The 19,592-nt window shown below is 73.0% G+C and carries 20 protein-coding genes; 14 read left to right on the top strand and 6 right to left on the bottom strand.

Annotated elements, in window-relative coordinates; genetic code table 11:
- The first annotated feature begins 60 nt into the window (after positions 1-60).
- Positions 61-954 (top strand): TIGR01777 family oxidoreductase, encoded by an 894-nt coding sequence (locus ACIP5W_RS19360; RefSeq protein ID WP_401474567.1) that lies wholly within the window; start codon positions 61-63, stop codon positions 952-954.
- A gap of 162 nt (positions 955-1,116) precedes the next feature.
- Positions 1,117-2,502, top strand: coding sequence for an NAD(P)/FAD-dependent oxidoreductase (locus ACIP5W_RS19355; protein WP_401474564.1), 1,386 nt, complete (start codon positions 1,117-1,119; stop codon positions 2,500-2,502).
- A gap of 100 nt (positions 2,503-2,602) precedes the next feature.
- Here ACIP5W_RS19355 and ACIP5W_RS19350 read toward each other — a convergent pair whose 3' ends face one another.
- Positions 2,603-4,132: a regulator gene (locus ACIP5W_RS19350; RefSeq protein ID WP_401474561.1), complete on the bottom strand. Its 1,530-nt coding sequence runs from the start codon at positions 4,130-4,132 to the stop codon at positions 2,603-2,605.
- A 352-nt stretch (positions 4,133-4,484) separates the two neighbouring features.
- Here ACIP5W_RS19350 and lipB point away from each other — a divergent pair, with 352 nt between their 5' ends.
- The 4 genes from lipB to ACIP5W_RS19330 all read left to right on the top strand — a co-directional run bounded on the left by lipB (position 4,485) and on the right by ACIP5W_RS19330 (position 7,647).
- Positions 4,485-5,282 (top strand): lipoyl(octanoyl) transferase LipB, encoded by a 798-nt coding sequence (gene lipB / locus ACIP5W_RS19345; protein ID WP_401474558.1) that lies wholly within the window; start codon positions 4,485-4,487, stop codon positions 5,280-5,282.
- Positions 5,283-5,407: 125 nt separating this feature from the next.
- Entirely contained in the window at positions 5,408-6,373 is a 966-nt protein-coding gene (lipA, locus tag ACIP5W_RS19340; protein ID WP_382790198.1) for a lipoyl synthase, read from the top strand.
- Positions 6,374-6,655: 282 nt separating this feature from the next.
- The gene (locus tag ACIP5W_RS19335) at positions 6,656-6,856 is read left to right on the top strand and encodes a hypothetical protein (RefSeq protein WP_401474555.1); all 201 of its coding nucleotides are present in this window, start codon (positions 6,656-6,658) and stop codon (positions 6,854-6,856) included.
- A gap of 89 nt (positions 6,857-6,945) precedes the next feature.
- Positions 6,946-7,647, top strand: a complete 702-nt coding sequence (locus ACIP5W_RS19330; protein ID WP_382790202.1) for a DUF4191 domain-containing protein — start codon at positions 6,946-6,948, stop codon at positions 7,645-7,647.
- Between the two features lie 161 nt (positions 7,648-7,808).
- On the opposite strand, the gene ACIP5W_RS19325 is transcribed toward ACIP5W_RS19330, so the two are convergent.
- Positions 7,809-8,276, bottom strand: a complete 468-nt coding sequence (locus ACIP5W_RS19325) for an RDD family protein (RefSeq protein ID WP_363087127.1) — start codon at positions 8,274-8,276, stop codon at positions 7,809-7,811.
- A 208-nt stretch (positions 8,277-8,484) separates the two neighbouring features.
- On the opposite strand from ACIP5W_RS19325, the gene glnA reads away from it, so the two are divergent.
- Together glnA and ACIP5W_RS19315 are read left to right on the top strand one after the other, a co-directional pair.
- A complete protein-coding gene (gene glnA / locus ACIP5W_RS19320; protein WP_392246393.1) occupies positions 8,485-9,894 on the top strand; it encodes a type I glutamate--ammonia ligase in 1,410 nt (469 codons plus the stop codon).
- A gap of 121 nt (positions 9,895-10,015) precedes the next feature.
- Entirely contained in the window at positions 10,016-10,273 is a 258-nt protein-coding gene (locus tag ACIP5W_RS19315; RefSeq protein ID WP_401474550.1) for a hypothetical protein, read from the top strand.
- A gap of 175 nt (positions 10,274-10,448) precedes the next feature.
- On the opposite strand, the gene ACIP5W_RS19310 is transcribed toward ACIP5W_RS19315, so the two are convergent.
- Positions 10,449-11,570: a CapA family protein gene (locus ACIP5W_RS19310; RefSeq protein ID WP_401474547.1), complete on the bottom strand. Its 1,122-nt coding sequence runs from the start codon at positions 11,568-11,570 to the stop codon at positions 10,449-10,451.
- A gap of 272 nt (positions 11,571-11,842) precedes the next feature.
- Here ACIP5W_RS19310 and htpX point away from each other — a divergent pair, with 272 nt between their 5' ends.
- Both htpX and ACIP5W_RS19300 read left to right on the top strand, forming a co-directional pair.
- The gene (gene htpX, locus ACIP5W_RS19305; RefSeq protein ID WP_401474544.1) at positions 11,843-12,763 is read left to right on the top strand and encodes a zinc metalloprotease HtpX; all 921 of its coding nucleotides are present in this window, start codon (positions 11,843-11,845) and stop codon (positions 12,761-12,763) included.
- Complete coding sequence (locus ACIP5W_RS19300; RefSeq protein ID WP_401474541.1) at positions 12,764-13,348, top strand: hypothetical protein; 585 nt, start codon at positions 12,764-12,766, stop codon at positions 13,346-13,348.
- A gap of 55 nt (positions 13,349-13,403) precedes the next feature.
- Here the strand turns inward: ACIP5W_RS19300 and ACIP5W_RS19295 are convergent, their stop codons facing one another.
- Positions 13,404-13,697 (bottom strand): hypothetical protein, encoded by a 294-nt coding sequence (locus ACIP5W_RS19295; protein WP_401474538.1) that lies wholly within the window; start codon positions 13,695-13,697, stop codon positions 13,404-13,406.
- A gap of 164 nt (positions 13,698-13,861) precedes the next feature.
- On the opposite strand from ACIP5W_RS19295, the gene ACIP5W_RS19290 reads away from it, so the two are divergent.
- Entirely contained in the window at positions 13,862-14,383 is a 522-nt protein-coding gene (locus ACIP5W_RS19290; protein ID WP_401474535.1) for a DUF1269 domain-containing protein, read from the top strand.
- Between the two features lie 32 nt (positions 14,384-14,415).
- Positions 14,416-16,104, top strand: coding sequence for an alpha/beta fold hydrolase (locus tag ACIP5W_RS19285; RefSeq protein ID WP_401474532.1), 1,689 nt, complete (start codon positions 14,416-14,418; stop codon positions 16,102-16,104).
- A gap of 8 nt (positions 16,105-16,112) precedes the next feature.
- Here the strand turns inward: ACIP5W_RS19285 and ACIP5W_RS19280 are convergent, their stop codons facing one another.
- Together ACIP5W_RS19280 and ACIP5W_RS19275 are read right to left on the bottom strand one after the other, a co-directional pair.
- Entirely contained in the window at positions 16,113-17,453 is a 1,341-nt protein-coding gene (locus ACIP5W_RS19280; protein ID WP_401474529.1) for a DUF2252 domain-containing protein, read from the bottom strand.
- 296 nt (positions 17,454-17,749) lie between these two features.
- Entirely contained in the window at positions 17,750-18,037 is a 288-nt protein-coding gene (locus ACIP5W_RS19275) for a hypothetical protein (protein WP_401474526.1), read from the bottom strand.
- A 142-nt stretch (positions 18,038-18,179) separates the two neighbouring features.
- Between ACIP5W_RS19275 and ACIP5W_RS19270 the strand changes: the two genes are divergently transcribed.
- Both ACIP5W_RS19270 and ACIP5W_RS19265 read left to right on the top strand, forming a co-directional pair.
- Entirely contained in the window at positions 18,180-18,539 is a 360-nt protein-coding gene (locus tag ACIP5W_RS19270; RefSeq protein ID WP_401474523.1) for an arsenate reductase family protein, read from the top strand.
- Between the two features lie 65 nt (positions 18,540-18,604).
- Positions 18,605-19,474, top strand: coding sequence for a hypothetical protein (locus ACIP5W_RS19265; protein ID WP_401474520.1), 870 nt, complete (start codon positions 18,605-18,607; stop codon positions 19,472-19,474).
- Positions 19,475-19,592 lie beyond the last annotated feature (118 nt).

Below are 19,592 nucleotides of genomic sequence, written 5' to 3'. Positions count from 1 at the left end.
TACGAGTCGGGCGGCTTGTCCCGGCGAGGGTGTCGCGGGGTCACGGGGCAGGATGGGTCCATGGAACGAACGCGAATCGCGGTGGCCGGCGCGTCCGGTCTCATCGGCAGCGCCCTGGTGCGGTCCCTGACCGCCGACGGGCACGAGGTGGTCCGCCTGGTGCGCCACGCGCCCCGGGGGGCGGACGAGGTGCGCTGGGACCCCGAGCGGGGGCAGGTGGACGCGGCGGGACTCGCCGGGTGCTCCGCCGTGGTCAACCTGGCGGGCGCGGGGGTCGGCGACCACCGCTGGACGGACGAGTACAAGCGCCGCATCCATGACAGCCGGGTGCACGGGACGACCGCCCTCGCCGAGGCCGTCGCCTCGCTCGACGAGCGGCCGCGGGTGTTCGTGAACGGCAGCGCGATGGGCTACTACGGCGAGACGGGCGACCGGGTCGTCGACGAGAGCGCGCCGGCCGGCCGGGGCTTTCTGCCGGAGCTGTGCGTGAAGTGGGAGGCGGCGGCGGAACCGGCGCGGGCGGCCGGGGTGCGGACGGTGTTCCCCCGGACCGGGCTGGTGGTGTCGCGCGACGGTGGCGCCTGGGGGCGGCTGTTCCCGCTGTTCCGGGCGGGCCTCGGGGGGCGGATGGGCGACGGGCGGCAGTACTGGTCGTACATCGCGCTGCACGACGAGGTGGCGGCCGTCCGGCACCTGCTGGACCGTGACGACCTGTCGGGGCCGTTCAACCTGACCGCGCCGGAGCCGCTGACGAACCGTGAGGTCACCGCGGCCATGGGGCGGGTGCTGCACCGGCCGACGCTGTTCTCCGTGCCGGCGCCGGTGCTGCGGGGAGTCCTGGGCGAGATGGCCGGGGATGTGCTGGGCAGCGCGCGGGTGGTGCCGAAGCGGCTGCTGGAGTCGGGGTTCACCTTCGCGTTCCCCGGGATCGAGGACGCCCTCCGGGCCGCCTGAGGACCCGTCGGGGCCGTATGCGACCGCCGTGCGACCGTGCCCTGTCCATGCGCGACTGTTCCCGACCGGTCACGGGCCTACGCTCGATCCGAACTCGGGTATCCAGGAAGCCGGTCGGGGGCATGACGTCTCCATCGGCCGCGCAACCTCGAGGAGGGGCACGTGCTTGAGCCCGCGTACCGGACGGACGTCGTCATCGTGGGGGCCGGGGTCGCCGGACTCTCCGCGGCGCATCGGCTGACCAGCGCAGGAGTGACGACCACGGTCCTGGAGGCCGCCCCCTGCGTGGGCGGCCGCATGGCGACCGAGAAGGTCGACGGCTTCCGGCTCGACCGCATCGGACAGCTGCTGTCCACGGCGTATCCCGAACTGGCCCTGACCCCCGGGCTGGACGCGCTCACCCTGCGTCCCTTCGCCCCGGGGGTCCTGCTGCACAGCGGCGGACGCCACCATCGCGCAGGCGCGCAGGCGGGCGCTGGGGGCGCAAGGGGCGCACTCCACGCCGTACGCGCCCTCGCCGGCGCTCCCCGGAGCGGTGCGCTGCCACGGCAGCGCACCGGCTCGACCGCCGCACCGCCACGGATGCGGACCGGGGCGCCGCTGGGTTCGGCCGTGGACCAGGCCCGGCTCGGCGCCGCGCTCACCCGGCTCGCGGCCACGCCCGCCGAACGGCTGCTGCGCCGGCCCGAGGCACCGGCCGCCGAGGCCCTCGCGGCGCGCGGTCTGCCCGCCCGCACGATCGACGGCTTCCTGCGGCCGCTGCTCGCCGCGCTGCTGTGCGACCCGGACCTGACCACCTCCAGCCGGTGCGCGGACCTGGCGCTGCGCGCCTTCGCGGCCGGACGGCTGTGCGTGCCGGAGGGCGGGGCCGACGTCCTGCCCGACCTGCTCGCGCGGACGCTGCCGCCGGGAACCGTGCACACCGGGGTGCGTGCCACCGCCGTCTCCACGACCTCGGTGACCACCGCCGAGCACGGCGAGTTCCGGTGCCGCGCGGTGCTGGTGGCGACGGGCGCGCGCACCGCGGCGGAGCTGCTGCCCGGCCTGCGGGTGCCCGGCTTCCATCCCGTCACGGTCCTCCACCACACGACGGACGAGCCGCTCGCGACCGGGGCCTCGCTGCTGCTGGACGCCGACCGGAGCGGACCGGTCGCCCACACGGCGGTGCTCAGCCGGGTGGACCCGAGCCGGGCCCCGGCCGGCCGCACGCTGATCTCCTCCACGGTGCTCGGGGCGCCGCCGGAGGGGGTCGACGCGGCCGTCCGCAGGCACCTCGCGCGGCTGTACGGCACCTCGACCGGGCGCTGGGAGACGCTGGCCGTGCACCACACCGCCGAGGCCGTGCCGGCCATGCGGGCGCCGCACGACCTGCGCCGCCCGGTGCGGCTGCTGGCCGGGCTGTACGTCTGCGGCGACCACCGGGACACCAGCACGGTCCAGGGCGCGCTGCACTCGGCGCACCGGGCGTCCGCGGCCATCGTCTCCGACCTGGGAGCGGGGTCGCTCCACACGGCCGAGCCGGTCAGGACGGCGCAGCGGGCGGCGTGAGCGCACACGGGGGCCGGGGCCAGAACCCTCTGCCCCCGGCCCCCGCCCCCTGGACCCCGGCCGCCCGGCCCGGCGGGACGGGGAGCGACGGCCGGTGTCCCTACCCCAGCGCAGCCACCCGGTCCCGGTACACCCTGGCCGGGGCCGCGTCGCGGTAAGGCTCCAGACGGCGTTCGAAGTCACGGACGTACTCCACCGCCCGTACCGACCGCATCTCCGCGGCCTGTGCCGCCGCCTCCGCGGCGATCTGGCAGGCCTGGTCGAGTTCGCCGAGGCCGAGGCGGGCGGTGGCGAGGACGATCCGGCAGAACAGGCGGCTGCGCGCGTACCCGGCGGACCGCAGCCGCAGGGAGCGTTCGGCGTGCTGCGCGGCGGCGCGGAACTGCTGGAGATCGCGGTGGCAGTGCCCGAACTCGCCGGCCAGCTGTCCCTCGTCGAAGAACCGCGCCCAGAACGGCACCTCCTCGCCCGGCCCGGCCGCCTCCAGCGCCCGCTCTGCCCGCACCAGGGACGCCGTGCAGGCCCGCACCTCCCCGAGCACCGCGTGCCCGCGCGCCTCGACCGCGTGCAGCAACGCCTGCACGGCGGGCGGCGCACCGGTGCCGACGCCCTGCTGCGCCACCCGCGCGAGCTGCACGGCCTCCCGTCCGTGGCCGAGGTACACAGCCTGACGGCTCATGGTGACGAGGACGTAGGAGCCGTACGCCCGGTCCGCGGCGGCCTGGGAGAGGCGCAGGGCCTGGACGAAGTAGCGCTGGGCCAGACCGTGCGCGGCGATGTCGAAGGAGGTCCAGCCCGCGAGGCGGGTGAGGTCGGCGGCGGCGCCGAACAGCCGGCGGCCGGTCTGTTCGCCGTAGGTGCCGCGCAGCATCGGCTCGCACTCGTGCTCCAGGTAGCGCACCAGGGCCTGACGGGCGTGACCGCCGCCGTACATGTCGTCGAGGGTGCGGAAGAGTTCGCCGACCGAGCGGAGCGCGGCGATGTCGCCGCCGGTGACCCGCTGGCCGGGGCCCCGCTCGGCCGTGCCGCGCTGCCGGGGCACGGCGGGCAGGACGGGCGGGCCGGGCGGGCCGGGCGGGCCGGGCGGGCCGGGCGGGCCGGCCGCGAGGGCGTTCCGGGACGGGGCGGGCCGGGCGGCCGGGCGGCCCTGGGCGGGCACGCGGGCGGCCGGATCGCCGTGGGCCACCTTCTCGTCGGCCCGGCCGATCAGCCAGTCCCGGCTGGGCACGACGAGCCCGGCCGCGGTGAAGGCGATCCTGCGCAGCTCGGCGTGGCTGCCGGAGTCCTTGCGCCAGAGCCCGCTGACGATCTCGACGGCCTCCTCGGGGGTGCCGGCGAACTCCAGCCCCGCGTACACGGGGGCGCAGGCGTCCAGGCCGAGGTCCTGGGCGGTGAGCCGGCGGCCGAGACGGCGGGTGAAGACCTCGGCGATGAGGGCGGGGGTGGTGCCACGGGGCTGCTGGCCGCGCAGCCACCGGGTGACGGACGTCTTGTCGTATCTGAGGTCCAGGCCGTGCTCGATGCCGAGCTGATCGACGCGTCGGGCCAGACCCGCGTTGGAGAATCCCGCTTCTGCGATGAGCGCGGCGAGCTGACGGTTGGGGATGCGCTGCGCGGGTCGTTCCGTCATCTGCGGTGCGGTCTCCTGCCTTCCGGGCCTGTGACGTGCCCGGATGAAGTGCCCTGATTGCTGTGAGCAGCCCTGATGGCCTCGTGAACGGCGCGAATGTAGCGGAGCGTGAGCAAGCAGTCGCACATATCGACGTTCATTCATCCGATCGTGTGAGGATTGCCCGCGGGGCTGACGCGCGACGGGCGGACGTACAGTGGCTTGGGGCGCGGTCGGACCTGACAGACAGGTCCGGGCGGCCGGCCGCGCATCCGGGTGCCGACGGCAGGTCCGGGTGACCGGCACGGAGCCCCGCCGCATCACCGTGCCGCCGTATCGCCGTATCGCCGTATCGCCTAGGGAGGCGTTTGCCGTGAGTGAGTTGCGGTTCGTTCGCATGGGCTTCGGAGCGGACTTTGTGGAGTACCGGAAGGCGTGGGACGAGCAGCGCCGGGTGCACGCGGCGCGGTTCGCGGACGAGGTGCCCGACACCGTGCTGCTGCTGGAACACCCGCCGGTGTACACGGCGGGCCGGCGCACGGCCGAGAGCGAGCGCCCCCTGGACGGCACCCCGGTGGTGGACGTGGACCGCGGCGGCAAGATCACCTGGCACGGTCCCGGCCAGCTGGTGGGCTACCCGATCCAGAAGCTCCCGCGGCCGGTGGACGTCGTGGCGCACGTGCGGCGGCTGGAGGAGGCCCTGATCCGGGTGTGCGCGGAGTTCGGCGTCGCGACCTCGCGGGTCGAGGGCCGCAGCGGGGTGTGGGTGCTGGGCGACCCGGTCGAGCAGCGGCCCTCGCTCGGCGGGCTCTCCCTCGACTTCGACCCCCGGCTGCACGACGAGGAGTTCGACCCGCGGATGAACGGCCCGGAGTACGCGCCCTCCAACGCCGGCCAGCGCCGCGAGGACCGCAAGCTCGCGGCGATCGGCATCCGGGTGGCCAAGGGCGTGACGATGCACGGCTTCGCCCTGAACGTGAACCCCGACAACGCCTGGTTCGACCGCATCATCCCCTGCGGGATCCGGGACGCGGGCGTCACGTCCCTGGCCGCGGAGCTGGGCCGGGACGTCACGATCGACGAGGTGCTGCCGGTCGCCGAACGGCACCTGCGGGACGTACTGGAGAACGCGGAGCTGAAGCCGCGGGAGATCGAGAAGGCGTCCGTCTAGCCGGACGGTGCCCGGCTCCGGGGGAATGGCCCCCGCGGTCTCCGGGTTGGCCTCACCGGTAGGGCTCAACAAACACGGGCGTACCCTGGTGTACGCCGAAGAATCGAAGCTACAGGGAGCCGGTCGTGTCCGCAGTCGCACCCGACGGACGCAAGATGCTGCGCCTGGAGGTCCGCAACAGCCAGACCCCCATCGAGCGCAAGCCCGAGTGGATCAAGACCCGGGCGAAAATGGGCCCCGAGTACACGAAGATGCAGAACCTCGTGAAGAGCGAGGGCCTGCACACGGTCTGCCAGGAAGCCGGCTGTCCGAACATCTACGAGTGCTGGGAGGACCGCGAGGCGACCTTCCTCATCGGCGGTGACCAGTGCACGCGGCGCTGCGACTTCTGCCAGATCGACACCGGCAAGCCCGAGGCGCTGGACCGTGACGAGCCCCGCCGGGTCGGCGAGTCCGTGGTGACCATGGACCTGAACTACGCCACCATCACCGGCGTGGCCCGCGACGACCTGGAGGACGGCGGCGCCTGGCTGTACGCGGAGACGGTCCGCCAGATCCACGCGCAGACCGCCGGCCGCGAGGGCGGCCGGACCAAGGTCGAGCTGCTGGCGCCGGACTTCAACGCCGTCCCCGAGCAGCTGGCGGAGGTCTTCTCCGCCCGCCCCGAGGTCTTCGCGCACAACGTCGAGACGGTCCCGCGGATCTTCAAGCGGATCCGTCCGGGCTTCCGGTACGAGCGCTCGCTGAAGGTCATCACCGAGGCCCGGGACTTCGGGCTGGTCACCAAGTCCAACCTGATCCTCGGCATGGGCGAGACCCGCGAAGAGGTCAGCGAGGCACTCCGGCAACTGCACGAGGCGGGCTGCGAGCTGGTCACCATCACGCAGTACCTGCGCCCCTCCGTGCGCCACCACCCGGTGGAGCGCTGGGTGAAGCCGCACGAGTTCGTGGAGCTGAAGGAGGAGGCCGAGCAGATCGGCTTCTCGGGCGTGATGTCCGGACCGCTGGTACGGTCCTCCTACCGCGCCGGACGCCTGTACCAGATGGCCGTCGAGAAGCGCGGTTCCTTCGTGGCCGTCCAGGCCGTCTGACACACCGTCAAGCGTCCCTCGCGCCGGGCCGGGAGCGCCATTGTGTGAATTCGCGCACAAGCGATTACCTGCCAGTAGAGTCCGATACGACGCGGTCCTGACCGTCCTCGCAGATGAGGGCGTACGTCAGGGCCGCGTCAGCATTTCGGCCCCCCGCACCAAGGCTTCATGGGTGTTTGACCGGTCGGTCATGCCCTGGTAACACCAAACAGTGACGCTGGTGTCACATCACGCAGACCACCGCAGATCCGTGCCGAGCCGCTCCCGAGGGGGACCCCCGCCATGCAGGCCGCGCCCGTTCGCGCCACCGCGATCCCGTCCATCACCGACGCCCTGCGCGCCGTCGAGTCCCTGCTCATGAGCGGCGGCCAGCGCACCGCCCGGCGCAACGCCTGGACCTCCGTCCTGGAGGACCGCCGGCGCGCCAAGGACCGCTTCGAGGCGCAGCGCGTCCTCGAAGAGGTCACCTCCGTCCGCCTCTGACCACCCCGGCCCCCTCTCCGGGACGCCTCCGGGAGATCTCCGGGGCACTGCCGTCGTCGGCGGTCCCGGGGCCACGTAGACTGCGTGGCATGGCGAGGAAGGACACGGCGGCGGACGCCGCTAACCCCGGGCGACTGAAGCAGATCGCCCTGACCTACAAGATGACCCGCAAGGCCGACAAGAAGATCGGTCTTGTACTCGCGGCTGTCGGAATCGTCACCTTCGGTGTCTTCCTCGCGATCGGTTTCCTGATCGGTCACCCCATCTATCTCGGCATCCTGGGCTTCCTGCTCGCTTTCCTCGCGACGGCGATCGTGTTCGGGCGCCGGGCCGAGCGGGCGGCCTTCGGGCAGATGGAGGGCCAGCCGGGCGCTGCCGCGGCGGTGCTCGACAACATCGGCCGAGGCTGGACGACGACCCCCGCGGTGGCGATGAACCGCAGCCAGGACGTGGTGCACCGCGCGGTCGGCAAGGCCGGCATCGTGCTGGTGGCCGAGGGCAACCCGAACCGGGTGAAGAGCCTGCTGGCCGCCGAGAAGAGGAAGATGAACCGCATCGTCGCGGACGTCCCCGTGCACGACCTCCTCGTCGGCACGGGCGAGGGCCAGGTCGAGCTGAAGAAGCTGCGGACCACCATGCTGAAGCTGCCGCGGGTGCTGACCGGCCCCCAGGTGACCACCACCAACGACCGGCTGCGCGCCATGGGCGACCTGATGAGCAACATGCCGCTGCCGAAGGGCCCGATGCCCAAGGGCATGCGCCTGCCGAAGGGCGGACAGCGGCCCCGCTGATCCCCGTCTCACACGAAGGGGGCGCCCGGAATCATCCGGGCGCCCCCTTCGTCGTACCGTCGCGCTTCGTCATGCCGTCGTGCTTCACCGCGTTGCCGTGCTTCGCCGCGTTGCCGTGCATGCGGTCGCGCTTGCGCTCGTGCCGCCGCATGGCGCGCTTCTCAGAAGCGGACCTCGACCGTGCGGGCCACGCGGTCGTGGAGGCCGCGGCCGTCGCGGTCCCAGACCAGGGCGGGGACGGCGAGGCAGAGCAGGACGGTGCGGGCGGCCGCGCGCAGGGGGCTGACGGTGCCGGTACCGAGGGCCACCACGCGCAGGCGGAACAACCGCTTGCCGGGCGTGAAGCCGAGCGTGCCCACCGTGAGGAGGCTCATCACGAGGAAGATCAGCAGGGCCCAGTTGCTGGTCGCGGGGCCGTAGCCGTGCGTGATCAAGCTGTATGCGATCAGGACGCACAGACCCCAGTCCACGGCCAGTGCGCCCAGCCGCCGGCCGGGGCGGGCGATCGACCCCGGCCCCTCCTCCGGCAGGCCCAGCTGCTCGCCCCGGTATCCGAAGTCGGCACCGGCGTCCTCCATGGCCGCGCGGGGCCCGGACAGCCACGATCCGATTGCTTGCCTGTTGTCCACCCGTCCACGGTACTGCGCCCCCTTTCGCGCGCGGGACGCCGGGGTGCGGCGGCGTTACGGTGGAACCGGGTCCGTTAACTTCTGCGAAACAAACGGGTCACGCCCGAGAAACCACCCGTCCTTAGGGTCGACGACAGCGTGTGCCACCGCACTGGCCGCACGAACGAACTACCACCCCGGCTCGACGGCCGGGAGTAGGAGGAGCTGGATGTTCCAGAACGCCGACGAGGTCAAGAAGTTCATCGCGGACAAGGACGTCAAGTTCATCGACGTCCGGTTCTGCGACCTGCCGGGCGTCATGCAGCACTTCTCGCTGCCCGTCGAGGCGTTCGACCCGGACGAGGAGCTGGCGTTCGACGGTTCGTCGATCCGCGGCTTCCAGGCCATCCACGAGTCCGACATGGCGCTGCGCGCCGACCTGTCGACGGCGCGCGTCGACCCCTTCCGCCGCGACAAGACGCTGAACATCAACTTCTTCATCCACGACCCGATCACGGGCGAGCAGTACTCCCGTGACCCGCGGAACGTCGCGAAGAAGGCCGAGGCGTACCTGGCGTCGACCGGTATCGCCGACACCGCCTACTTCGGCCCCGAGGCCGAGTTCTACGTCTTCGACTCCGTGCGCTTCAAGACGTCGGAGAACGAGTCCTTCTACCACATCGACTCCGAGGCGGGCGCCTGGAACACCGGTGCGCTGGAGGACAACCGCGGTTACAAGGTCCGCTACAAGGGCGGCTACTTCCCGACCCCGCCGGTCGACCACTTCGCCGACCTGCGTGCGGAGATCTCCCTGGAGCTGGCCGCGTCCGGCCTCCAGGTCGAGCGCCAGCACCACGAGGTGGGCACCGCCGGCCAGGCCGAGATCAACTACAAGTTCAACACGCTGCTCGCCGCGGCCGACGACCTTCAGCTGTTCAAGTACATCGTGAAGAACGTCGCCTGGCGCAACGGCAAGACCGCGACCTTCATGCCGAAGCCGATCTTCGGCGACAACGGCTCGGGCATGCACGTGCACCAGTCGCTGTGGAGCGGCGGCTCCCCGCTGTTCTACGACGAGGCCGGTTATGCGGGCCTGTCGGACATGGCCCGCTACTACATCGGCGGCATCCTCAAGCACGCCCCGTCGCTGCTGGCCTTCACCAACCCGACGGTGAACTCCTACCACCGCCTGGTCCCCGGCTTCGAGGCCCCGGTCAACCTGGTGTACTCGCAGCGCAACCGCTCCGCCGCGATGCGTATCCCGATCACGGGCTCGAACCCGAAGGCCAAGCGCGTCGAGTTCCGCGCGCCCGACGCCTCCGGCAACCCGTACCTGGCGTTCTCCGCCCTCCTCATGGCGGGTCTGGACGGCGTCAAGAACAAGATCGAGCCGGCCGAGCCGATCGACAAGGACCTCTACGAGCTGGCTCCCGAGGAGCACGCGAACGTCGCGCAGGTCCCGACCTCGCTGTCGGCCGTCCTGGACCGTCTCGAGTCCGACCACGAGTTCCTGCTCGCCGGTGACGTCTTCACGCCCGACCTGATCGAGACGTGGATCGACTACAAGCGCACGCACGAGATCGCGCCGCTCCAGCTGCGTCCGCACCCGCACGAGTTCGAGCTGTACTTCGACGTGTGATCGAACCGCCAGGCCGTCGGCCTGGCGGGCCGCGCCCCCGTTCCTGGTTTCCCAGGGCCGGGGGCGCCGTCGTATGGTTTCTGGCACGGCTGTTCGACGAGGGTGACGGGGAGAGACGGGGATGTCCCGACAGGACGACGCCGAGCGGGAGTTCGACCTCAAGTGGGCCGACAGCGCGGAACACAAGGAGCCGTCGGCGCGCGCCCGGATGCTGGCCGCCCGCTGGAAGGAGAACCCGCCCGAGCCCCAGCCCTTCCGGGCCGACCCCGGCCCGCGAACGCCCCGCCGGTCGTCCTGGACGTCGACGGCGATCGTCCTGGGGTGCGTCGCCGCGGTGATCCTGCTGCTGGGGTACGCGCGGTTCCAGGCGCCCCACTAGGGTCTTTCGTTCGGATCACTCCGCGGACGCGGGGCCCGGCACGCGCTCCCCGGGAGGACGAACCGCCGGCGGCGTCGTCGCAGGTCGCCGATGTCCCCCGGCCTTCGGCCGAGGGTGCCCCCACCGCGTCGCCGGACGCCTTCGCCGCCGCCCGTCGGAATGCACCACTCCCCCGTCAGCCACCCGGCTCCGGCCTGAGCGTGATGCCGCCGTCGGCACAGGGGCCGGTCGGCGGACGGAAACCGGAGGTGATCCGGGCGAGAAGTGCGGACATCCAGCGGGTGTCCGTGGGCGGGGCGTGCCACAGGCGCATCCGCCGGGCCCGGAAGGGGACGATCCGCAGGGCGACGAGCCGGCCGGTGTCCGGTTCCAGGGTGGCCAGGTGGGCGGGCCGCAGGTCGTCCCGGTACTCCTCGTAGCCGGTGATGCCCTCGTAGTCGTCGATGAAGTCGCCGCAGCCGTGCAGGATCAGTCTGCCCCGGTGGACCTCCAGCGGCCGGATGTGGTGCGAGGAGTGGCCGTGCACGACGTCCGCCCCGCCGTCGACGAGCGCGCGGGCGAAGGCCGCCTGCTCACGGGGGACGAGATAACCCCAGTTGGAGCCCATGTGCACCGACACGACCGCCAGATCCCCGGGCCGCTTCACCTGCCTGACCCGCTGGACCACCGTGTGGGCCACGGCGTCCGTCGGCCCGTCGGCGAAGGCGACGCCGCTCCGGTCCGCCGTCGCCGCCCAGGCGGAGGGGACGCCGCTGGAGGGCAGGGCGACGGAGAAGACCAGCAGCCGGGCGCCCGTACCGAGCGGGACGACCGCCGGCCGGCATGCCTCGTCGGCGTCCCGTCCGGCCCCCGCGGTGCGCAGCCCGGCCCCGGCCAGGGCGTCGAGCGTCTCCGCCAGGCCCGGGCGGCCGAAGTCCAGGACGTGGTTGTTGCCCAGGACGCAGACATCGGGACGGGCGGCGGTGAGACAGGGCAGGTTGGCCGGGTTCATCCGGTAGTGGACCTCCTTGCCCGGCGCGAACCCGTCGTGCCTCGTGACAGCCGTCTCCAGGTTGATCACCCGGGCGTCCGGGGCCGCCTCGTCGAGCAGCGGCAGGGCCTCTCCCCACGGCCCGGCGAAGTCGGCCGGCACCGGTATCGGACCGTGGGCCGCCTCGGCCAGCTCCACGTAGGCGCGGGCGTCCTTGATGTGCCGCTCCCGCAGGGCCGGGCCGCCGGGGTACGGGAGGATCTGGTCGACGCCCCGGCCGAGCATGACGTCACCGCAGAGGAAGAGCGTGAGCAGGTCGCCGCCCATGCCTCCATGCTAGGACCTCTCGTCCGGGTCATGCCGGGCTCGCGGGGTCCGGCCCGGTCCGGGCGAAAGACCCTGGGGCCGGGCCGGCACCGTCCTGCCGGCAGACGAGCGCCGGGCTTGGTCGCACCGGACCGGGCCGGGGTCACCGGCCTCTACCGCCTCTGTGGCCTCTGCCGCCTCTGCGGCTTCCGGAGCGGACGACGACCGCGTCGTGGGCGGTCAAGGTGCACACTTGCAGTGGGGCGAGTGCCTGACTGTGGGTGGTGGTACGGATGAGGAGTCGCTTTCGCAGCGACCGGGGCCTGACCGTGCGGATGACGGTCACGCTGTTCCTGCTCGGGCTGCTGTACGTGGCGTTCGTCGCCGCGTTGGTCGTGTTGCTGAAGTCGTGGGTACTGGTGGTCGTGGTCGCGGCGGGGTTCCTCGGCGCGCAGTACTGGTTCTCCGACCGGATCGCACTGTTCGCGATGCGGGGGCGGGTGGTGGAGCGGGAGGAGTATCCCGAGCTGTACGCCGTGGTCGACCGGTTGAGCGCGCTGGCGGACATGCCGAGGCCGGTGGTCGCCGTGTCGGAGATCAACATGCCGAACGCGTTCGCCACCGGCCGCGATGCCGGTCACGCGGTGGTGTGCGTGACCACCGGGCTGCTGCGGCGGCTGGAGCCGGCGGAACTGGAGGGCGTGCTCGCGCACGAGTTGTCGCACGTGGCGCACAAGGACGTCGCCGTGATCACGGTCGCCTCGTTCCTCGGTGTGATCGCGGGGCTGGTCGTGCGGTTCGCCTTCTACAGCCAGGTGTTCGGCGGTGCGCGCAGGGACCAGAACACCGCGGCGGTGTTCGCCGCCGTCATGGGTGTCTCGGCGGCCGTGTACGCGATCAGCTTCCTGTTGATCCGGTCCCTGTCCCGGTACCGGGAGCTGGCGGCGGACCGGGCGGCGGCACTGCTGACCGGGCGGCCCTCGGCGCTGGCCTCCGCCCTGACGAAGGTCACCGGGGACATCGTGCGGATCCCTTCGGAGGACCTGCGGACGGTCCAGGCGTTCAACGCGTTCTACTTCACCCCGGCGCTGGGCTCCGGCCCGGGTCTCGCGCGGCTGTTCTCCACCCACCCGAGCCTGGAGCAGCGGCTGGCGCAGCTGGGGCGGATCTCGGCCGAACTGGGCGAGGCCGCCGTCCCGGGGAAGGCGGACTGAATGGGGCTGCTGGACATCCTGCTCGGCCGGTCGAAGCCGGTCGCACCCGACCTCGACCAGTTGTTCGCGCTGCCGTCGGCTGCGGTGACGCTGGAGGCGGCGGCCGGGTTCACGCCGACCGGGCAGGGCGCGGTGTGCTTCGCGACGGTCGAGGGGTCGGCGTTCGAGCAGACGCACCGCGAGGTCCAGGCCCTGCTGGACGCGGACACCGAGCGCACCGGGCCCCCGGTGCGGCTGCTGCGGGACGACTACGGCTACTCCTGGCTGGTCTCCCTCCGCTCCCCCGGCGAACTCCCGCAGCTGGTCAACGATCTGCACGCGGTGAACAGCGCGATGGAGGCCAACGGCTTCGGCCCGCAGTTGCTGTGCTCGCTCGCGGGGTTCGAGGACCGGGGCGGGCGGCGGCTGGCGCTGGTGTACCTGTACAAGCGCGGCTCCTTCTACCCGTTCGCACCGCTGCCCGGCGGGGGGCAGCGGCGCGACAGCTCGCTGGAGCTCCAGGTGAGGGCGGCCCTCGCGAGCGACCTGCGGACCGAGGAGGACCTCGGCCGCTGGTACCCGCTGTGGGGCGCGCCCGGCCTGTGAGGGGTGGCGCCGGCCGGTGCGGGGAAGCCGCTGCGCGGAAGCGGCCCTGCGCTTCCTACCTGCCGCCGCGCTCGCGGGCGTAGCGGCGCTCCCACTCGGCCTGCTGGTCACGGCGTGCCCGGTAGGCCTTGTACGACGTCGGCGCGGACGCGGGGGCGGAGCCCTGCGCGGAGCCGGCGACCGGACCGGACACCGCCGACGAGGACGACGCCGACGACCAGGACGACGACGAGCCGCGGCCGTGGCGCGCGTACAGGTAGAGGACGGCGATCGCGGCGAGCCAGTACAGGTGGTTGCCGAATCCCAGGACCACCAGGACGACGGTGCCGGAGAGGACGACGGTGCCCATGGTGTGCCTCCTTCCTGGGCAGGGACGGACGGGTGTGCCGGGTGGTGGGGGTGAGGGGCGGGGGTCTCCTCAGAGTAGGGATGCGGTGACTCGACGTGCATCTCCTTTTCGCGGCACCTAGAGTCGGCCGAAACGGCATACAAAAGACCAAAAGGGGTGCCCTGATGAGCAATCTCTTCGTCGTCGCCTACGACGACCTCGCCACCGCGAACCAGGTGCGCGACAAGCTGTTCGAGCTGTCCAAGCAGCATCTGGTCGAGCTGGAGGACGCGGTGGTCGTCGAGCGGCGCGACGACGGCAGGATCAAACTGCACCAGGCGGTGAACCACACGGCGGTGGGCGCGGCGGGCGGCGCCGTGTGGGGCGGGGTGATCGGACTGCTGTTCCTGGCCCCGCTGCTCGGGGCGGCGGTGGGCGCGGCGGCCGGAGCGGCCGGAGGCTCCTTGACCGACACCGGTATCGACGACGACTTCATGAGGGACCTCAGCCAGAACCTGCGGCCCGGTGCCGCGGCCCTCTTCGTCCTGGTCGAGCACGCGGCCGGGGACAAGGTGATCCCGCAGATCGCCCCGTTCGGCGGGCAGTTGGTGCAGACCTCGCTGAGCAAGGCGGAGGAGGAGCATCTGCGGGAGGCGGTCAGGGCGGCCCGGACGCCCGGGGCGGAGACTGCGTCTCCGACGGCGTGACCGCCCGTGCGTGAACATGAGTGAATGGGTTGATGAGCGAGTTCTCCGGCTTCCCTCACCAGGCCTTCCGGCACGAGCACGACGGTGAACGACTCAGCGGTGTGTACGGCGACGGCGGCAAGGGCCCGGCAGCGGCCACCGCCGTCGTCCTGCACGGGGCCGGCCGCAGCAGCAAGGAACGACTGCTGCCGCTGCTCGGCGAGTTCACGGCGCGGGGCTGCCACGCCCTCGCCCTCGATTTCTCCGGCCACGGCGAAAGCACCGGCGCGCTGCGGGAGTCGAGCCTGCGGCGCCGCTTCGAGCAGGCCGTGGCGGTGATCGACGCGTACGTGCCACGGGGCGGACCGCTGGTGCTCGTGGGGTTCAGCATGAGCGGCCAGACGGTGGCCGACCTCACCGCCCACTACGGGGGCCGGGTCGCGGCCCTCGGCCTGTGCGCGCCCGCGGTGTACGCGGCCGAGGCGTGGGACGTGCCGTTCGGGGACGGGGGAGGTCCCTCCCGAGCGGGCGCGGCCGGGAGCGGGGCAGGACGGTTCAGCGCGATCATCCGGACGCCGGGGAGCTGGCGGGCGGCGCCGGCGTTCGACGTCCTGCGGGCGTACGAGGGCCGGGCGGTACTCGCCGTCCCGGGGACCGACGCGGTGATCCCGGCGGAGGTCACGGAGGCGGTGCAGGACGCGCTGGCCGCCCGTTCCCAGTACACCCGGTTCGAACTGCCGGACGCCGACCACCAGGTGGGTGCGTGGCTGCGCGATCACCCCGATGACCGGCGGGAGTTCGTCAGTGCCGTCCTCACCGGCCTCGGCGAGGACGGCTGGACGGCGACCCGCGCCTGGCTGGCCGGGCAGTTGCCGGGCGGCCGGACGGTCGTCGACTCCCGTCGGCTGCAAGGCGGTTGGAGTTCGCAGATGCGCCGGCTCACCCTGGACGACGGCACGCGCCTGGTGCTGCGGACGTTCGTGAAACCCTTCTTCCGCCGTCACGCGCCGGGGCTGCTGGCGCGCGAGGCGGACGTGCTGACGCTGCTCGCGGGGCAGGAGGGCGTCCCGGCGGCGCGACTGCTCGCCGTCGACGCGGCGGGCGAACTGTGCGACCACCCCAGCCTGCTGATGTCGTCGCTGCCCGGCCGGGTGCGGGTCGACGAGGAGGACCTGGAGCGCCGGCTGGACCTGCTCGCGGCCCAGCTCGTCCGGGTCCACGCCGTCACCCCCGGCGAGCGCCCGCGGACCTACCAGGCCTGGACGTCCCCGGAGCGGGTCCGTGCGCCTGCCGGGGCGGTGTGGGAGCGGGCGGTCGACGTGATCCGCCGCGAACCACCGGCCCACGAGGGGCGTTTCCTGCACCGGGACTTCCATCCCGGCAACGTGCTGTTCGACGGAGCGGGCGACGGGCTGCGCGTCAGCGGGGTCGTCGACTGGGTGGAGACCTCGTGGGGCCCCGCCGACCTGGACCTTGCGCACTGCTCCACGGCGCTGGCCCTGCTGCACGGTCCCGCCCACGGTCTGGGCTTCCGGGAGCGCTACGAGGCGCACGGCGGACACGGCCTCGCCGACGGCGCCGACCACCTGTACTGGCGGCTGCTCGACGCCCTGGCCCACTGCCCCGACGCGGCGAAACTGGCGGGGCCGTGGCGCGAGCTGGGCCGGACCGACCTGACGGCGGAGGTGCTCGGCGGGCGGCTGGAGGCTTACGTGGCGGGGCTGTTGGAGGCGTACGCGTGAGGGGCCGTTCACACTCCGGGGGCGGCGGGCAGGACTCCCGCCGCGATCGCCGCGCCCAGGGCCGCGTGGTCGGCGGCGGTCTGGTCGGCGTAGGCGAGGGCGAAGTCGGCCACGGCGCGTTCGAAGGTGTCGGCGCCCCCGAGGTACCCGGCGATGGCGATGCGGTCGCCGGAGCGGGCGTGCGCGCGGGCCAGGGCCGTGCCGCACAGCCGGGCGTACGCGGCCAGGTCGGCCGGGGTCATGCCGGCGACGTCGGCGGAGCCCTTCATGTCGCGCAGCTGCCGCCAGTAGAAGGCGCGCCCCTGCGGCCCGGTCATCCAGCCCAGGAAGATGTCGCTCGCCGCCTGCAGGAGCCGCTGACCGGCGACGACCCGGTGGCCGGGGTGGACGTACGCCCCGCTCGGCAGGTGCTCCTCCAGCACGGACGGGCGGGCCTCCTTGATCTGGAGGAACAGCGGGTCGTCGGTGTCGCGGCCGGTGAGCAGGACGACGAAGCAGCGGGTGCCGACGCTGCCGACGCCGACCACCTTGCGGGCGGCGTCGACGTAGCGGAAACGGTCGAGAAGCAGGCGGCGTTCCTCGGAGAGGGTGGAGCGGTAGTCGCTGAAGATCTTTCGCAGGGCGGCGGAGTCGGAGGCGCCGGCCGGTTCGAGCAGCGGCGGGTCGTGCACGATGCGGCGGCGTCCGTCGACCACCTCGGTCAGCCGGTCGAGGGCCTGCAGACCGGTGCGGCGGCGGGCGCGGGTGAGGCTGGCCTCGGCGCGCCCGCGGCGGCGGGCGGAGCGGATCAGCGGCAGCAGGCGGTCGGCCTCGATGCGCTCGTACCAGACGGCGAGTTCACCGAGGCCGGACAGCCGTCGGACGGCGGTGCGGTAGGCGGCGGCGGTCTCCAGGGCGGCCCGGCGGGCCTTGGCCTCGCTGTGGCCGTTCTCGCGCGCGGCGACGGCGACGGAGGCGGCGAGGCGTTTGACGTCCCACTCGAAGGGGCCGGGGAACGTCTCGTCGAAGTCGTTGAGGTCGAAGAGGAGGGCGCGCTCCGGGGAGGCGTACAGGCCGAAGTTGAGCAGATGCGCGTCGCCGCACAGTTGCACGGTCAGCCCCGTGTGCTGTCCGGCGGCCAGGTCGGCGGCCATCACGGCGGCCGAGCCGCGCAGGAAGGCGAACGGCGAGGCGGCCATCCGCCCGTACCGGATCGGCAGCAGTTCGGTCAGCCGGTCGCGGCCCTGACGCTCCAGTACGGCGACGGGGTCGGGGCGGTCGACGGACGGAAGCCAGTAGGCGTGCGCGGAGCGTGACGCGCGTTTGCGGGCGTCCCGGCCGCGGCGGGCGCGGTCGGCGGGGGTGGTCATGTGAGCCGCCTCTGCATCACGACTGGCCTCCCTGCTCGCGTGCACGCCCACGCGTGCGTACGGCTGTGCACGGGTGCCTACGACTGCGTGTGTATGGGCTTGATCGCAGTGAAGGCCCGGCGGGGGGCCTCCGCACGCCGGGTCCGGCGAACGGGTGACGCGGGGGGCCGTCGCCGGCGGGGGCGGGCAGTGGGGGTACGAGGCGCTGTCCGGGCCGGCGGGAGCGGGGGCGGAACCCCCGGAGGGGAGGGTCGTGGCGCGCCGGGTGCCGTGCGGGGCGGCACCCGGCGCCGCCCTCACCTGCTGTAGCGCATCAGCGCCCGCACCATGTGGCACGTCGTGTCCGACGGCGGGTGCACGCCGATGAGCCGGGCCGTGCTGCGGATCTTCTCGTTGCGGGCCTGGCTGGGCAGGTAGACGCCCAGGTCCAGGAGGGCTATCGCGAGGCGCATGGCCTTGAGGCGCCGGTTGTGCGTGACGTACCAGTCGCGGGGCCGTCCGGGCGGCAGCGGCCGCTTCTCCACGGGCACGTAGGGCAGGTCGAGTTGGACAGGTCGCTTCGTCTTGAGTGCGGCAGCGGGCACAGGCATCCTCCTGTCGCGGTCAGGGCCCCGGCCGGCACCTCCGGCGGAACCCTCGAACACTGCTTCCATTCTACTGCCCACCACTGACAAAAGCCCCTGGCCAGAAGGGCTTTCGGCCCTGTTTCCGGCTACCGTGACCGGCATGGAGATCTGGATCAACCCCGCCTGTTCCAAGTGCCGCAGCGCCCTCACCCTCCTCGACGCCGAGGGCGCCGACTACACCGTCCGCCGCTACCTGGAGGACGTACCGAGCGAGGACGAGATCAGCGCCGTACTCGACCGCCTCGGGCTGGAGCCGTGGGACATCACCCGCACCCAGGAGGCCGAGGCCGAGGAGCTGGGGCTGAGGGAGTGGCCGCGGGACGCCGCAGCGCGCGGGCGCTGGATCGCGGCGCTCGCCGGGCATCCCCGGCTCGTCCAGCGCCCGATCATCACCGCCGGGGACGGCACGGCGGTGGTGGCCCGCACGGACGAGGCCGTACGGGAGGCTCTGTCCCGTTAGTCCGCCTGCGAACGATTCGTCGGGCGGCGGGAGTCGGGGCGGCCGCGCTGTTACCCTCCGCCGCCATGACCTTCGGTGATCAAGGATTCCCGTACGGACCGCCCGACCCGTACGCCCGGTTCGCGGCCGAGCAGGACCGGATCGAGCAGAACCGGATCGAACAGGGCCGGATCGAGCAGGACCGGATACGCCGGCGCCGGCGCAACCGGCGGCTCGTGGCCGCCGGGACCGGTGTCGTCCTGGCCGCCGCCGTCGCGGCCGGTGCCGTGATGGCGGCAGACCGGGACGGCGGGGAGGGCGGGGGCGGCCCGGCCGCCGCTCCCCCGGCGGCCACCGCGACCGGATCGGGCCCGGTCGTCCCGTCCGTCGACGCGTCCCTGCCCTCCGGCGCCCCGAGCACCCTGCCCTCGCTGCTCGCCCGGCCGGTCATCCGGCCGGAGCAGGCGTTCCCGGCGAAGAACGTCCGCGTCGGGGACGGCTCGCGCTACACCCGGGTCGATCTCGCCACCACCACCGACTGCGCCCGCGGCATGTCGGCGGAGCTGGCCGAGCTGATCGAACAGGGCGAGCCGTGCTCCCGGTTGACGGCGGCGCTCTTCACGGACGCGGACCGGCGCTCGCAGATCACGGTGAGCGTGCTGAGCTTCGCCCGCGTCGAGGACGCCACCAGGGTGTTCATGATGGCCTCGATGGACCCGGTCACCTACCAGGTGGTCTCGCTGGACCCGCCGCCCGAGGCCGGCATGCCGACGGTGCCGCCGGGTTCGGCCGGGGTGTTCCGGCGGGTGATGACGGTCCGTTCGGTGGTGTTCGCCAACGGCCAGTGGGGCGACGGCTCGCAGACCGGCGAGGCCGAACTCACCTCCCAGACGGAGGGGTTGCTGCGGCACGTCAAGGAGACGGTGGTGGATCACGAGGACGGGGAGAACGGCTGAGCGGGTCACCGGACAGGGGGACGCCCGCGTGACGCACGCCACACCATTTGACGTCGGCGGCCACTGAGCACCCTCGTTCGGTATCTCGTACATAGCGGCGTACGCTCCCCTACCTCTC

This window comes from Streptomyces sp. NPDC088766, from assembly GCF_044750845.1.
Lineage (GTDB): Bacteria > Actinomycetota > Actinomycetes > Streptomycetales > Streptomycetaceae > Streptomyces.
Note: the sequence above shows the minus strand (reverse complement) of the source record. Positions and strands in the feature narration are given on the sequence as shown.

Coding starts and splice junctions, on each gene's coding strand:
- ACIP5W_RS19360 (WP_401474567.1), top strand. CDS start 61: ATGGAACGAACGCGAATCGCGGTGGCCGGCGCGTCCGGTCTCATCGGC.
- ACIP5W_RS19350 (WP_401474561.1), bottom strand. CDS start 4,132: ATGACGGAACGACCCGCGCAGCGCATCCCCAACCGTCAGCTCGCCGCG.
- ACIP5W_RS19335 (WP_401474555.1), top strand. CDS start 6,656: ATGCAGGCCGCGCCCGTTCGCGCCACCGCGATCCCGTCCATCACCGAC.
- ACIP5W_RS19330 (WP_382790202.1), top strand. CDS start 6,946: ATGGCGAGGAAGGACACGGCGGCGGACGCCGCTAACCCCGGGCGACTG.
- glnA (WP_392246393.1), top strand. CDS start 8,485: ATGTTCCAGAACGCCGACGAGGTCAAGAAGTTCATCGCGGACAAGGAC.
- ACIP5W_RS19315 (WP_401474550.1), top strand. CDS start 10,016: ATGTCCCGACAGGACGACGCCGAGCGGGAGTTCGACCTCAAGTGGGCC.
- ACIP5W_RS19310 (WP_401474547.1), bottom strand. CDS start 11,570: ATGGGCGGCGACCTGCTCACGCTCTTCCTCTGCGGTGACGTCATGCTC.
- htpX (WP_401474544.1), top strand. CDS start 11,843: ATGAGGAGTCGCTTTCGCAGCGACCGGGGCCTGACCGTGCGGATGACG.
- ACIP5W_RS19300 (WP_401474541.1), top strand. CDS start 12,764: ATGGGGCTGCTGGACATCCTGCTCGGCCGGTCGAAGCCGGTCGCACCC.
- ACIP5W_RS19295 (WP_401474538.1), bottom strand. CDS start 13,697: ATGGGCACCGTCGTCCTCTCCGGCACCGTCGTCCTGGTGGTCCTGGGA.
- ACIP5W_RS19290 (WP_401474535.1), top strand. CDS start 13,862: ATGAGCAATCTCTTCGTCGTCGCCTACGACGACCTCGCCACCGCGAAC.
- ACIP5W_RS19285 (WP_401474532.1), top strand. CDS start 14,416: ATGAGCGAGTTCTCCGGCTTCCCTCACCAGGCCTTCCGGCACGAGCAC.
- ACIP5W_RS19280 (WP_401474529.1), bottom strand. CDS start 17,453: ATGACCACCCCCGCCGACCGCGCCCGCCGCGGCCGGGACGCCCGCAAA.
- ACIP5W_RS19270 (WP_401474523.1), top strand. CDS start 18,180: ATGGAGATCTGGATCAACCCCGCCTGTTCCAAGTGCCGCAGCGCCCTC.
- ACIP5W_RS19265 (WP_401474520.1), top strand. CDS start 18,605: ATGACCTTCGGTGATCAAGGATTCCCGTACGGACCGCCCGACCCGTAC.